Here is a 14,642-nt window from a genome sequence, read left to right as displayed (position 1 = left end):
AAAAGCAGGTGAACAGACCGATCAGGGATGGCGAAGTCCCTGCGACGCGGCTATCGAAACTCCTGTGGCGTCTGGCTATTAGTTCTCGGCGCACTGGTCGGTGAAGCCCTTCACGAGCTTGCCTTCCTTGATGACGGCGGTGAAAGCCTCATCGGGACTGCTGATGAGCGAGATATCGGCGACTGGGTCACCGTCGACGAGGATGAGGTCGGCGAGGGCGCCTTCGGCGACCACGCCGAGCCGCCCGGGATAGGGGTTGCGGGGTCCCGACATGGCCAGCAACTCAGCGTTGCGGAACGTCGCCTGCTGCAGCACCTCGGCGGGGGTATACCAGCGGATGAGTTTGGCGAGCTGTGCCCCTTGCCTGTCGGCGAGCTTCGCGTCGAAGAGGGTGTCGGTGCCGAACGCGACCTTGACCCCGTGCTTGATGGCAAGCCGGTATGCCGTGTCGGTCCCCGCGGTCATCTGCTTGAACTTCAGCACGTTGGCCGGTGGCACCGGTATCGCGTCCGCGTCGTCGAGAAATGGCTGCAGACACCACCAGATGTCGTTCTCGGCCAGCATCGCGACGGTGGCTTCGTCGACGAGCTGGCCGTGTTCGATGCAGCGGACACCGGCGGACACGGCGGTGCGGATCGCACGGGGCGTGTACGCGTGCACCGTCACGTACGTCCCCCAGTTCTCCGCGGCCTCCACCGCCACGCGGATCTCACGCTCGGTGAACTGGGTGACGTCGAGCGGATCGTACGGCGACGCGACACCGCCGCCGGCCATCAGCTTCAGCTGAGAGGCGCCGCGCCGCAACATCTCGCGTGCGCCGCGAAGCACCTCCGCTTCACCGTCGGCGATAACGGCCGCGCCGATGATCTCGGCGTAGCTCAGGTGCCCCGCCACCCCGCGGGGCACCTCGTTGGGCAGCCGGAAGTCGCCGTGCCCGCCCGTCTGGGAGATGAAGCCGCCGGCCGGGAAGATCCGCGGCCCAAGGATCGCACCCTCGTCGATGGCCTTCTTGATGCCGAACACCGGGCCGCCGAGATCGCGCACGGTGGTGAATCCGCGCAGCACGGTCTCCCTGGCGCTGACCACGGCGTGGGCGAAGACGTATCCGATCTCGCTGAGCTGGGCCACCACTGCGGGGATGGTGGTGAACACCGCGTGCCAATGGGCGTCGATCAAACCGGGGAGCAACGTCTTGCCGGTGCCGTCGATCCGCACTCCCGGGGGGGTCGGCGCAACCGGGCCGGCGGGCTTGATGGACGTGATCAGACCGTCGGAGACGGCAACGTCCCATGGTCCGGTGATCCGGCCCTGGGGACTGTCGAAGACGTTGACGTTGGCAATGAGCAAGTTCGGCGTGTCCATCCCGCTCCCTTCTCACGAGCACTGTCGAGAACACGGCAACGAACGAGACGTTAACCGTGCCGCCGATGACCGCACCGATACCCAGTCGTCCAGATTAGAGAAGCCGCCCCGCGCCCCGCCGCCGTTCGGCCAACTGCGTGGGAAACTGCTTGTGCGGCAGGGGGTCTGCATGCGCGGAACGCCGTAACATCGTCCAGCGATGACGGAGGTCCTGTTTCGCGGGGGAACGGTATGGACCGGCTGCGGAGAGATCGCCGACGCGCTGCTGGTGCGCGACGGCCGGATAGCCGCACTCGGTGAGGACGCACGACGGCTCGGCGGTGCCGGGAACACGGTCGAGATCGTCGACCTCGCCGGCGGATTCCTCATGCCGTCGTTCGGCGACGGGCATGCCCATCCGATGCTTGGCGGGCTTGAGTCGCTGGGACCCCAGGTCAGGACATGTGCGTCGATCGGCGAGATCGTCGCGGAGGTGCGACGGTTCGCCGCGGCACATCCCGACCTCGGCTGGATCACCGGCGGCTCCTACGACCGCACACTGGCGCCAGGTGGTCTGTTCGACGCGCGCTGGCTCGACGAGGCGGTCTCCGATCGGCCGGTCGTGCTGAGGGCCGCGGATTACCACACCGCCTGGTGCAATTCCGAAGCACTGCGCCGGTGTGGGATCGGTGAAGACACACCGGATCCGGAACTCGGCGAGATCCCGCGACGGCCCGATGGGTCGGTGCTCGGCACGTTGCGTGAATGGGGTGCCGTCGACCTCGTGCTCGGACAGGTACCCCGTGACGTCGAGGTCGGCGTCGCGGCACTCGAGGCGGCGAGCGACTACTTCCTGCGTCGCGGGGTGACCTGGGTTCAGGACGCGTGGGTGAGCCTCTCCGACGTCGATGTGTATCTCGCAGCGGTACATCGGGGGCGGCTCGGGGTGCGGGTCAATCTGGCGTTTCACGCCGACCCGCGCCGGTTCCGCAGCCAAGTCGCCGAGTTCGTCGAGGCGCGGGGCCGGGTGGCCGAGCTGCGGTCACCGCTGCTGGCCGCCGACACCGTGAAGTTCTTCGCCGACGGGGTCGTCGGAAATGAGACCGCTTCACTGTTGCGGCCGTATTGCTCGGCGCTGCACAGCCACGGGCTCAGGGTCTGGGACCACGACACACTGGCGCAGGCCGCTCGGCTTGTCGACGAGCACGGCTTCCAGATCCACGTCCATGCGATCGGCGACGCGGCGGTGCGTCAGGCGCTCGATGCCATCGAGTATGTGGTGGCGGTGAACGGTCCGTCCGACCGCAGGCCGGTGATCGCGCATGCCGAGCTGATCGATGACGCCGACCTGGGGCGCTTCGCGCAGTTCGGCGTCATCGCGAACATGCAGCCGTTGTGGGCGCAGCTGGACTCGTTGATGACCGACGTGATGCTGCCGCGGCTGGGTGCCGACCGGGTGGCCCGCATGTACCGGATGCAGAGCCTGGCCGGGCTCGGTGCCAGGGTGTCCTTCGGTTCGGACTGGCCGGTGTCCTCGGGCGCGCCGCTGGCCGGGATCGCGGTGGCCGTGACGCGGCCGATCGCTGGTGACCCCGCGGGTACCTGGACCTCCGGCGAGTCGCTGACCGTCGAGCAGGCGTTGACCGCCTATACATCGTCGGTCGCCGGGCAGGCGTTTTCGGATCGGTCGGCGCCCCCCTGGGGCACGATCCAGGCCGGCGCGAGCGCCGATCTGGTGTGGCTCGACCGGGATCCGCGCACCGCACCGACAGGCGAGCTCGCCGACATCGCGGTCCTGGCCGTGTGGCTTGGAGGCCGGCGCCGGCAGGAGACAGGCTGACCGGCCCACCTAGTGGAATGCACCCAGGACGGCCATCGGCGGGAGGAGGATGACAGACGTGACATTCACCAACGACACGGCCGCCCTGCTCGTCATCGATCCGTACAACGACTTCATCTCCGAGGGCGGCAAAGTCTGGGATCGCCTCAAGGGCATTGCCGAAGCCACCCCCCCAGGGGGGCGATATTGTCGCTCAAGAGCATTGGTGCTCAAGCGGTTTCGCCAACACAGACCTTGACGTACTGCTCAAGCGCCACGGCGTCCACGAGCTCATCGTCATCGGGCTCATCGCTCACACCTGCGTCGAAGCGACCGTTCGGTATGGCGCCGAACTGGGTTACGCAGTCACGGTGGTCAAGGATGCGACCGCGTCCTACTCCGATGCGGAGATGCACGCCGCCCTCGACGTCAACGTGCCCAACTACGCCGAGGTCCTCGCGACGAACGACGTCATCGAGGAGTTCTCAGGGAGCGTTACGCGCAGTCGGCACAGATGACCCTGGCACCGACGTGGCGGGCAAGCCGACTGCGGTGCAACACCAGATAGCAGCTCGAACAGGTGAATTCGTTGGCCTGCTTCGGGATCACCCGAACAGACAGCTCATCGTCGGAGACCTCGACGGCGGGCAGTTCGTAGATGTCCGCCTCGTCCTCGTCGTCGATCACCGCGGCCTTGGCGGTGTCGGAGCGCCCCACCTTCAGATCGCCGAATCCCGCCTCGGACTGATCTTCGGCCTCGGCCCGCCGCGGGGCGTCAAAGTCAACAGTCACGTCTTGCTCCCCTTCGCAACACAGTCGTACGGCCGTCCGGTTCGCGTTCCGGAATCCGCAGGCGACCCGACGGCCCACACCGGACAACGTTCCACGGCCAGATGTGGTTCAACCCAAAACCCAGACAGGATTCAACCCACACATGGTCCAAGGTGGAACACCACGCTTGTCATGCTGAAGCCATGACCGGCGAGCGAAACCTGGCGAAACTGCTGTCTTCGATGTTGTCGATGTCCCCGATCGTCAATCCGGGAACGTTCGTCTTCGCGACGGCTGTCGATCCCTCCGATGGGGCCCTCGCCGAGGCGGTGGCGATGGTCCGCGAGCGCGAGGGGGTGACCGTCGTGCTCGAGCAGCGCCGTGCCGACGAACTCGGGTTGGCCTATGACTTCGTTGCCAAGTGGATCACCTTGCAGGTCCACTCATCGCTGGACGCGGTCGGGTTGACGGGTGCCTTCGGCGGTGCGCTGGCCCAATCGGGGATATCGGCCAATGTGATCGCCGGTTACTACCACGACCACATTTTTGTTCCCATTGCCGACGTGGACGCCGCCGTCGCATGTTTGCAGCGCCTGGCGCGCACGGCGCTCGTCGACTGATCGCACTCACAGCGCGGCGAGCACCGCCTCCACCCGGTCGCGGGCGTCACCGAACAGCATCTGGGTGTTGTCGCGGAAGAACAGCGGGTTTTGCACACCGGCGTAGCCGGATGCCATCGAGCGCTTGAACACGATGACGTCGTCGGCGTCCCAGACCGTCAGAACGGGCATGCCCGCGATGGGGCTGCCGGGGTCCTCGGCGGCGGCGGGGTTGACGGTGTCGTTGGCACCGATGACGAGCACGACGGACGTGTCGTCGAAATCGTCGTTGATCTCATCCATCTCCAGGACGATGTCGTAGGGCACCTTGGCTTCGGCCAGGAGCACGTTCATGTGACCGGGCAGGCGGCCCGCCACCGGATGGATACCGAACCGGACGGTAACCCCACGCTCGCGCAGTTTGCGGGTCAGTTCGGCGACGCCGTTCTGGGCCTGCGCGACGGCCATCCCGTAGCCCGGTGTGATGATCACCGACGAGGCAGCGGTGAGCAGTTCGGCGACGCCCTCGGCGCTGATCTCGCGGTGTTCGCCGTAGTCCTCGGCGTCGCCGGAGGGGGCCTCGATGCCGAAGCCGCCGGCGATGACGGAGATGAAAGACCGGTTCATCGCCTTGCACATGATGTAGGACAGGTAGGCGCCCGAGGATCCCACCAGCGCGCCGGTGATGATGAGCAGATCGTTGCCGAGCAGGAACCCGGAAGCGGCGGCTGCCCAGCCGGAGTAGCTGTTGAGCATCGACACCACAACGGGCATGTCGCCGCCGCCGATGGAGGCGACCAGGTGCCAGCCCATCAGCAGCGCCAGCACGGTGACCACCACGAGCACCCACAGCTGCGGGTCGATGACGAACCACACGGTGAGCGCGAAGAAGGCCACCAGCGCCCCGACGTTGAGGACGTTCTTGCCCGGCAGCATGAGCGGGGTGGACTTGATCCGCGCCGAGAGCTTGAGGTTGGCGACGATCGAGCCGGTGAACGTCACGGCGCCGATGAACACACCGGCGACGACCTCGGCCGAGTGAATGCCGAGCATTCCCTGCGAGCGCAAGAGCACGGCGTCGACGCCCTCGGGGTGGCGCTCGATGTGCAGGTAGCCGTTCCACCCGACGAGGACGGCGGCCAGGCCGACGAACGAGTGCAGCAACGCGATCAGCTCGGGCATACCGGTCATCTCGACCACCCGGGCGCGCCACAGTCCGATCCCGGCACCGATGGCGGTGGCGCCGATCAACAACGCCAGGCCCAGTGGCTCGATCTCACGGGCGATCGCAAGGGCGATCGTGGCGATCAGGGCGATGGCCATGCCCGCGATGCCGAACGTGTTGCCGGCCTTGGATGTTTCGTGTTTGGACAGCCCGGCCAGGGCCAGGATGAACAGCAGCGCCGCGACGACGTAGGCCGCGGTGGCGGTGGTTTCAATGGTGAACATCGGGTCCCCTCGGATCAGGCACGCACGGTCAGCTGCGGGAGAACATCGCCAACATGCGGCGGGTCACCGCGAAGCCGCCGAAGACGTTGATGCTGGCCAGCAGGATCGCCACGCACGACAGCGCGGTGATCGCGGGGTCACCCCGCCCGATCTGCAGCAGCGCGCCGACGACGATGATTCCGGAGATCGCGTTGGTGACCGACATCAACGGGGTATGCAGCGCGTGGTGCACATGGCCGATTACGTAATAGCCGATCACGATGGCCAGCGCGAACACCGTCAGGTGGACCTGCAGCGCCGCGGGTGAGATCGCGATCAGGGCGAACAGCACCGCCGCGACCGCGAACACTCTACCCAGCCTGCGCCCCGTCGTCATCGGTTTCTTGGGTTTGCTGACAACGACGGGAGCCTCGGCCAGCTTCGCGACGGGCGCGGCGGAGACCTGTACCGGTGGCGGCGGCCAGGTGGTCTGGCCGTCGCGCACGACGGTCATGGATCGCTGCACGACATCGTCGAAGTCCAGGGTGAACTGGCCGTCCTTCTCCGGTGTCACCAGCTTGAGCAGATTCACCACGTTGGTGCCGTAGAGCTGGGAGGCCTGGGCGGGCAGCCGGCCCGCCAAATCGGTGTAGCCGATGATCGTCACGCCGTTGTCGGTGAGCACGGCCTGGTCTTTGACCGTGCCTTCCACGTTGCCGCCGTTAGCGGCGGCCATATCGATGATCACGCTGCCCGATTTCATCGACGCGACCATGTCGGCGGTGATGATCCGCGGTGCGGGACGACCGGGGATCAGCGCCGTGGTGATGATGATGTCGACGTCGGTGCACTGATCGGCGTAGAGCTGGGCTTCGCGGGCCTTGTAGTCCTCACCCATCTCCTTGGCGTAGCCGGTGGCCGACACCTCCGCCTCGGGCGATTCGATCGACAGATACTCCCCGCCCAGAGACTTGACCTGATCGGCCACCTCCGGGCGCGGGTCGGTGGCCCGCACGATGGCGCCCAGGCTGCCCGCGGCGCCGATGGCCGCCAGGCCGGCCACCCCCGCGCCGACCACCAGCACCTTGGCCGGTGGCACCTTGCCCGCAGCGGTCACCTGACCGGTGAAGAACCTGCCGAATGTGTGGGCGGACTCGATCACGGCGCGGTAGCCGGCGATGTTGGCCATCGACGACAGCACGTCCAGCGACTGGGCCCGGGAGATCCGCGGCACCGCATCCATCGCCAGCACCGTGATGGGGCGCTTGCTCAACGCCTCGACCAGCTCCGGTTTCAGCGCGGGGGAGATCAAGCTGACCAGCGTCGCCCCGTCGCGCAGCGCGGCGATCTCCCGGTCGGTGGGGGCGTTGAGCTTCAACACCACCTCGGCCGCCCACGCCTGCGAGAACGAGCCGATCTCGGCGCCGGCCTCGACATAAGCCTGGTCGGCGAAACTCGCCGCGACACCCGCCCCCGACTCGACGATCACCGTGTAGCCCAGCTTGATGATCTGCCCGACGGTCTGCGGAGTCGCGGCCACACGCGTCTCACCCGGTAGGGACTCCCGCGGTATCCCGATCAACATCTACTCGGTCCGTTCTGTCGATCCAGCGCGATGTGCTGGTCTTAGCGTACGAAGTCGGCGCGACTCCCGTGTGCATGATTCGTGCACGTGACCGCGGGATAGTAGCGCGCCCCGGCCCCCTCCGGCTCGCCGAGTGCCGTTCTGCAGTGGCTGTCACGGGGTCGGCGCGGTGGCGGGCGAGACCGCGTGGGCCGATCGTTCAATGTTTGCTGAAGCAAGCGGATTCCCGGGCTACCGGTTCGGCCCAGACGTCACAAACTCCCGATGCCAGCTCGGGCCCGGAAGGAGGACCCGTACATCGGCAGCTCAAGATCGCCATGGTGCGCCAGTTGGTCCCAGGGACGATTCAAACCGGGAATTGTAAACACGACGAACTCCGACCCGGGTGTCGTCTTCTCGTACGGCTGCCACCGGAACGCCGGCGCACCGATGTCGAAATCGGCTGTGTCGTAGTTGAATCCGCAGCGGGCGGCGATCTCGGCGATGATCGAGTCGAACGGATACATGGTCGGCGCCGGTCGGGCGAAATGGTCGTCGAGGATGCCACAGATCTCGCGTTGATTTCAGGACCGAAGGCGCGCCGGACAAGTATCGACATCTGAGATGATCTGGGTGTGGTGGGGAGCGAAGCCGGGCGGTACCGCGGAGGTCGCGCGGCGGGGACGGCGAACGAGTTCTGGCACCTGCGTATGTAGCGCGGGCCGCGCCGACGCATTGCCTCGCGTCGACCGGCCACCTGCTTTGTACGTGATGCCCGGCAGATCGGAGAATCGAGATTTCCATGAACCCTGCGTACCGGGATGCAGACCGTCCCAGGCGACTTCGCGTCTCGGCGTTGGCGGCGGTGGCCAATCCGTCCTACTCGCGGATCGATACCTGGAACCTGCTCGACGATGCCTGCCGGCAGTTGCTGGCGGTACACCGGGCGGGTCTGGACACCCGGCGTGAGACCACGCGGGTGAAGCGGCTGCTGGACCGCCTGGGTGCATACGAGAGGTACTGGCTGTATCCGGGCGCGGCGAAGGTCGAGGCTTTCCGCGGCTACCTCGGTGACCTGGCGACCGAACTGCTCAGCGACGAGGTGTCGTTCGCCGTTCGTCTGCTGTCGGAGCACGGGGACCGTGCCGCACAGTTCGACGCGTCGACTTCGCTGACCGAGCAGGAAATCGAGATGCGCGCCAAGCGGCACCAGTACTACACGGTGCTGCTCGCCGACGATTCACCGTTGGGTCCGGAGAGTCTGGCAGAGCAGTTGTGTGCGCTCCGCAGTCCCGACGACGACGTGCAGTTCGAGCTGCTGGTGGTGCCCAGCGTCGAGGATGCCATCACCGCCGTCGCGCTCAACGGCGAGATCCAGGCCGCCATCATCCGCCATGATCTGCCGCTGCGGTCGGGCGACAGGCTCCCGGTGATGACCCGATTGCTGGGTGCCAACGACCTGACGGTGGCCACCGACCGAACCTACGACTGGGTGGAGTGCGGTGAATGGATACGGGAGCTGCGTCCGCACATCGACCGCTACCTGGTCACCGACGAGTCGATCGCGTCGTCGGACGAGATCGGGCCGGATGTGTATCACCGCACGTTCTACCGGCTCAATGACGCCACCGACCTGTACAGCACCGTCCTGTCCGGCATGCGGACGCGGTTCGCGACGCCCTTTTTCGATGCGCTGCGCTCATTCGCGGCCGCGCCGGTGGGGCAGTTCCATGCGTTGCCGGTGGCCCGGGGTGCCAGCATCTTCAACTCGAAGTCACTGCAGGATATGGGGGAGTTCTACGGCCGCAACATCTTCATGGCGGAGACGTCGTCGACGTCGGGTGGGCTGGACTCGCTGCTCGACCCGCACGGCAACCTCAAGAAGGCGATGGACAAGGCGGCCAAGACCTGGGGCTCGGATCAGACGTACTTCGTGACCAACGGGACGTCGACGGCGAACAAGATCGTCGTGCAGTCTCTGACCCGACCGGGCGACATCGTGCTCATCGACCGCAACTGCCACAAGTCGCATCACTACGGCCTGGTGCTGGCCGGGGCCAGCCCGCTGTATCTGGACGCCTATCCACTGGAGCCGTTCGCCATCTATGGCGCGGTGCCGCTGCGCACCGTCAAGGAGGCCCTGCTGGATCTGGAGGCGGCCGGTCAACTGCATCGGGTGCGGATGCTGTTGCTGACCAACTGCACCTTCGACGGGGTCGTCTACAACCCGCAGCGGGTGATGGAAGAAGTCCTGGCGATCAAGCCGGACATCTGCTTCCTGTGGGACGAGGCCTGGTACGCATTCGCCACCGCGGTGCCGTGGTCGCGCCGGCGCACCGCAATGATCGCCGCCGAACGGCTCGAGACGATGCTGAGCTCCCCGGCATACGCCGAGGAGTACCGGGTGTGGCACGAATCGATGAAGGATGTGGACCGCTCCGCGTGGGTCGACCGCCGGCTGCTGCCCGACCCGGCCAAGGCCCGGATCCGGGTGTACTCGACGCACTCCACGCACAAGTCGCTGTCGGCGTTGCGGCAGGCGTCGATGATCCACATTCGCGACGAAGATTTCAACACCCAGAGTCGCGACGCGTTCGGGGAGGCGTTCCTGACCCATACCTCGACGTCACCGAATCAGCAGTTGCTGGCCTCACTGGACCTGGCCCGTCGGCAGGTCGACATCGAGGGGTTCCAGATGGTCCGCTACGCCTACAACATGTCGTTGGTTTTCCGGCATCGGGTCCGGATGGATCCGCTGATCAGCAAGTGGTTCCGGATACTCGACGAAGCCGACCTGGTTCCCGAGGAGTACCGCGACCCCAGGGTGCGCTCCTACCGTCAGGTCAGCCAGGGTGCGCTGGAGGGCTGGAACGAGGCGTGGAAGAGCGACGAGTTCGTGCTGGACCCGACGCGGGTCACCCTCTTCATCGGGAAGACAGGGATGAACGGCTACCACTTCCGCGAGAAGGTGCTGATGGAGCAGTTCGGCATCCAGATCAACAAGACGTCGATCAACAGTGTGTTGCTGATCTTCACCATCGGCGTCACCTGGTCGAGCGTGCACTATCTGCTCGATGCGCTGCGTCGGGTCGCCGGCGACCTGGACCGAAAGCTCAAGTCCGCCAGCAAGGCCGACCGTGCGCTGCAACGGCGCCGGGTCGAGGAGATCACCGAGGACCTTCCGCCGCTGCCGGACTTCAGCGAATTCGACGAAGCGTTCCGGCCCGACGTGGCCAGCCCCTTCGGGGATATGCGGTCGGCGTTCTACGCCGGATACGAGGAGTCGGACCGCGAGTACGTCCCGCTCGGTGCTGCCGGGAGGCGAATCGCCGAGGGGAAGACGCTGGTATCCACCACATTCGTCGTGCCCTATCCGCCCGGGTTCCCGGTACTGGTTCCCGGTCAGGTGATCTCCAAGCAGATTCTGTATTTCCTCGCCCAACTCGACGTGAAGGAGATCCACGGCTACAACCCCGATCTGGGGTTATCCGTCTTCACCGAGAACGCTGTTGCCCGGGTGGCGGCGACCCGGCAGACGGTCAACGGACGGGTGCCGGTCACACCGAAAAAGCCTGTTCTGCAAACGAACTCGGCAGCAGAGCCCATGACGACGGGGTGAGTCCTCCGGCAGGGTCGGTCCCGATCGCTCGCCGCGCCCGGTCCGGATCGCCCAGACGGTACGGGGTCCCAGCCCCCTACAGCGTCTAGGCTTTGACAGGTTCGCCGCGCCTGCCGAGAAAGTGCCCCCTTGCCGATCCCCGCCCGCAGTGAGGTCGTCATCATCGGTGGCGGCGTCGTCGGCGTCAGCGTCGCCTACCACCTTGCGCAGCGTGGCCGCACCGATGTGACGCTGGTGGAGCGCAGGGCGCTCACCGAGGGCAGCACCTGGCATGCTGCGGGACTGGTGGGTCAGCTGCGCAGCAGTTCCAGCCTCACCCAGCTGATGCAGACCAGCGTCGCGACCTATCAGACGCTGGAGCACGTCACCGGGTACGCCACCGGCTGGCGAGGTGTCGGCGGGTTGCGCATCGCCTCAAGCCCACAACGCTGGCAGGAACTGCAGCGGGTCTACACCCAGGGCAAGAGCTACGGATTCGACATCCACCTGGTCAGCGCCGCCGAGGCGGGGCGAATCTTCCCGCTGCTCAACATCGACGGGGTGTACGGGGCGACGTGGACACCGTCCGACGGCTACGTCGACCCCAGCCAGCTGACCCAGTCGTTCGCCGCGGGAGCGCGGGCCGCCGGTGTGCGCATCGTGCAGCAGTGCCGGGTCGAGTCGATCGAACGCCGCGGCCGCCGGGTGGTCGCGGTCAACACCGGGCGGGGCCGGATCGAATGCGACGTGCTGGTCAATGCGACCGGCATGTGGGGGGCGGAGACCGCCCGGCTTGCGGGATCGGACCTGGCCGTCAACGCGGTCGAGCACCAGTACGTGGTCACCGAGAAGTCCCCGGACCTGCCGGTCGATCTGCCCACGTTCCGCGACCCCGACGCCCGCTTCTACCTCAAACCGGAGGCCGGTGCGCTGGTGATCGGCGGCTGGGAGGACGGCACCCGGGCCTGCTGGCAGACCATCCCTCGGGACCTGGGTCCCGAGCTGTTCGCTCCCGACCACGACCGATTCGCGCCGCTGGCCGAAGGCGCCACCAACCGGCTGCCCGCCTTCGGCGACATGGGAATCCAGAGCTGGATCAACGGACCGATCCCGTTCTCGCCCGACGCCGAACCGTTGATGGGCCTCACCGAGGATCTGGACAACCTCTACCACTGCTGCGGGTTCTCGGCGGGCATCGCCGCCGCCGGGGGCGCCGGGGTCGCGATGGCGAACTGGATTGTCGACGGTGATCCGGGAATGGACCTGTGGCACTTCGATGTTCGGCGCTTCGGACGTCCGCATAGCGTGCCCGCGGTACTGGACCTGCAATCGGTACAGGCCTACGCCCACTACTACGACATCGCCTTCCCGAACCGGACCGCATCACCCCCGCGCGGCCAGCGCCGCAGCGCCATCGATGATCGGCTGCGGGCCCGGGGAGCGGTGTTCGCCGCCGCGTTCGGCTTCGAGCGCGCGGATTGGTTCCACCCGGGTCGCCCGGGTGCGGTGGAGGAGCCGACGTTCGGGCGCAGCAATGCCTGGGATTTCGTCGCGGAGGAACACACCGCGGTGCGCACCGGCGCGGGCGTGATCGACCAGAGCTCGTTCGCCAAATTCGAGATCACCGGGGCGGGCGCGCTGACGCTGCTGCAACGCATCGCGGGCGCCGATCTCGACGTCAGCGTCGGCACGGTGGTCTACACGCCACTGCTCAACGAGCGCGGCGGCATCGAGGCCGACGTCTCCGTCACCCGGCTGGACGTCGACCGGTTCTACCTGGTGACCGGGGCAGGGTTCGGCCGCCACGACGTGACCTTCGTGCTGCAGCACGCGCCGGACGACGGCGGTGTCGTCGTCCGCGACGTCACCTCGGCCTACGGGGTGCTCACCGTCTGCGGGCCCGAGTCACGCTCTGTGGCAACGATATTAAGTGGTGACGACTTCACCAACGAAGGGTTTCCGTACATGACCGCGCGCCACACCGACCTGGGCTGGGCGCCGGTGCTCGCGCTGCGTACCGGTCGCGCCGGGGAAGTGGCCTGGGAGTTCCACGTGCCCACGGAGTACGTCCGCGACCTCTACGACAAGATCCTCGACGCCGGCGGGCCCTGCGGCATCCGTGACATCGGGTATCGAGCGTTGGAATCGCTCCGGTTGGAGAAGCAGTACCCCGCGTGGGGCACCGATATGCGTTCGGATAGCACACCGTTCGATGTCGGCCTCGGCGCCCGCGTCGCATCGGAGAAGCCTGGCCTTCTGGCAGGCCCGGCGCTGGCCGCTCTGGCGGGGTCCGGGCCAAGCCACCGGTTGTGCTGGTTCGCCACCGACGCCGACGTCGTGATGCACGGCGGAGAGATGCTGGTGTACCCCGCGGCCGACTACCGCGCCGGCGTGCGCAGCGCAGGATTCGGGCACACCATCGGAGTGACGACGTTCTCGGCGATGTTGCCGGCGGATGTCGAGGCCGGTTCTGGGGGATTCGAGGTCGAGGTGATGAACCACCGATACCCGGCGACGCTGCTGGCAGAACCGCTGTACGACCCCGGCGGTGCGCGGGTGCGCTCATGACCAGGTCGGTGGAAGGGGGTCGCGATGACACTCATCGGCGATGAGGAGATAGCCCGGCGGCTGGATCTGATCGAGGCGTTCTCCGGTGTGCCCCGGCACGTCGAGGAGCTTCCCGGCGGCCTCACCAACCGCAACGTCAAAGTGACCACCCCGCACGGTGTCTACGTCGCGCGGTGCACCGACCCGAGCAGCAACCTGCTCGGCATCGACCGCGACCAGGAGTGTTTCAACTCGCGGGCGGCCGAACAGGCCGGGGTCGGCGCTCAGGTGGTGGACTACCGGCCCGACCTCGGGGTGTTGCTGATCGCATTCCTCAATGGGGTCGCGCTGTCCAACGAGGATTTCCAGCGGCCCGGTGTGGTGGCCAAGGCGGCGTCGGTGATCCGGCAACTGCACGCGGGACCGCGGTTCAGCGGCGACTTCAACATGTTCGAACTGCAGCCGTCCTACCTGAAAACAGTACAAGACAACGGGTTTCGTATCCCCGCCGACTACCTGGACTACGCCGACCGGTTCAGGTCCATTGCCGAGGTGCTCACCCGCACCGACTCGACCACCGTGCCCTGTCACAACGACCTGCTGGCCGCCAACTTCATCGAAGACGGCCAGGTGATGTGGTTGATCGACTACGAGTACTCCGGCAACAACGATCCCTGCTTCGAGCTGGGCAACGTGTGGAGCGAATGCGGGCTCACCCTCGACCAGCTGGACGAGCTCGTCACCGCCTACTACGGGGAACGGCTGCGGCACAAGAACGCTCGTGCGCGCCTGCAGGGCATCGTGTCGAAGTACGGCTGGACGTTGTGGGGCTGTATCCAGAGCGGCGCCAGCGCTCTGGATTTCGACTTCTGGGGCTGGGCGATGGAACGCTACGACAGCGCCGTCGCCGAGTTCAACAGCCCCGACTTCACCCGCCTGCTCGACGACGCCCAGGCCACCGATTGATCACCCCCC

The 14,642-nt window shown here is 66.7% G+C and carries 10 protein-coding genes and 1 pseudogene; 6 read left to right on the top strand and 5 right to left on the bottom strand.

Annotated elements, in window-relative coordinates; all coding sequences use genetic code 11:
• Window positions 1-78: 78 nt before the first annotated feature.
• The gene (locus ADBZ6K_RS14230; RefSeq protein ID WP_526347683.1) at window positions 79-1,362 is read right to left on the bottom strand and encodes a metal-dependent hydrolase family protein; all 1,284 of its coding nucleotides are present in this window, start codon (window positions 1,360-1,362) and stop codon (window positions 79-81) included.
• A gap of 199 nt (window positions 1,363-1,561) precedes the next feature.
• Between ADBZ6K_RS14230 and ADBZ6K_RS14225 the strand changes: the two genes are divergently transcribed.
• Together ADBZ6K_RS14225 and ADBZ6K_RS14220 are read left to right on the top strand one after the other, a co-directional pair.
• A complete protein-coding gene (locus tag ADBZ6K_RS14225) occupies window positions 1,562-3,181 on the top strand; it encodes an amidohydrolase (protein ID WP_526347681.1) in 1,620 nt (539 codons plus the stop codon).
• Between the two features lie 155 nt (window positions 3,182-3,336).
• Window positions 3,337-3,678, top strand: coding sequence for a cysteine hydrolase family protein (locus ADBZ6K_RS14220; RefSeq protein WP_526347679.1), 342 nt, complete (start codon window positions 3,337-3,339; stop codon window positions 3,676-3,678).
• Here the strand turns inward: ADBZ6K_RS14220 and ADBZ6K_RS14215 are convergent.
• Complete coding sequence (locus ADBZ6K_RS14215) at window positions 3,656-3,952, bottom strand: DUF4193 family protein (protein ID WP_526347677.1); 297 nt, start codon at window positions 3,950-3,952, stop codon at window positions 3,656-3,658. The two genes, ADBZ6K_RS14220 and ADBZ6K_RS14215, sit on opposite strands and share 23 nt — an antisense overlap.
• A 182-nt stretch (window positions 3,953-4,134) precedes the next feature.
• Here ADBZ6K_RS14215 and ADBZ6K_RS14210 point away from each other — a divergent pair, with 182 nt between their 5' ends.
• Window positions 4,135-4,551, top strand: coding sequence for an ACT domain-containing protein (locus ADBZ6K_RS14210; RefSeq protein WP_526347675.1), 417 nt, complete (start codon window positions 4,135-4,137; stop codon window positions 4,549-4,551).
• Between the two features lie 6 nt (window positions 4,552-4,557).
• Here the strand turns inward: ADBZ6K_RS14210 and pntB are convergent, their stop codons facing one another.
• The 3 genes from pntB to ADBZ6K_RS14195 form a co-directional block, all read right to left on the bottom strand.
• Entirely contained in the window at window positions 4,558-5,979 is a 1,422-nt protein-coding gene (pntB, locus tag ADBZ6K_RS14205) for a Re/Si-specific NAD(P)(+) transhydrogenase subunit beta (protein ID WP_526347673.1), read from the bottom strand.
• A gap of 28 nt (window positions 5,980-6,007) precedes the next feature.
• Window positions 6,008-7,543 carry a Re/Si-specific NAD(P)(+) transhydrogenase subunit alpha gene (locus tag ADBZ6K_RS14200; protein ID WP_526347671.1) on the bottom strand — a complete coding sequence of 512 codons (1,536 nt, stop codon included), beginning with the start codon at window positions 7,541-7,543 and terminating at the stop codon, window positions 6,008-6,010.
• Window positions 7,544-7,794: 251 nt separating this feature from the next.
• Window positions 7,795-8,049: a hypothetical protein gene (locus tag ADBZ6K_RS14195; protein WP_526347669.1), complete on the bottom strand. Its 255-nt coding sequence runs from the start codon at window positions 8,047-8,049 to the stop codon at window positions 7,795-7,797.
• Between the two features lie 275 nt (window positions 8,050-8,324).
• Here ADBZ6K_RS14195 and ADBZ6K_RS14190 point away from each other — a divergent pair.
• The 3 genes and pseudogenes from ADBZ6K_RS14190 to ADBZ6K_RS14180 all read left to right on the top strand — a co-directional run.
• Window positions 8,325-11,063: pseudogene (locus ADBZ6K_RS14190) on the top strand (aminotransferase class I/II-fold pyridoxal phosphate-dependent enzyme); the annotation flags it as partial.
• A 207-nt stretch (window positions 11,064-11,270) separates the two neighbouring features.
• Window positions 11,271-13,688, top strand: coding sequence for an FAD-dependent oxidoreductase (locus tag ADBZ6K_RS14185; protein WP_526347667.1), 2,418 nt, complete (start codon window positions 11,271-11,273; stop codon window positions 13,686-13,688).
• A 24-nt stretch (window positions 13,689-13,712) separates the two neighbouring features.
• Window positions 13,713-14,633, top strand: coding sequence for a phosphotransferase (locus ADBZ6K_RS14180; protein WP_526347665.1), 921 nt, complete (start codon window positions 13,713-13,715; stop codon window positions 14,631-14,633).
• Window positions 14,634-14,642 lie beyond the last annotated feature (9 nt).

The organism is Mycobacterium sp. (genome assembly GCF_044223235.1).
Lineage (GTDB): Bacteria > Actinomycetota > Actinomycetes > Mycobacteriales > Mycobacteriaceae > Mycobacterium.
This window is presented reverse-complemented; position numbering and strand designations above follow the sequence as displayed.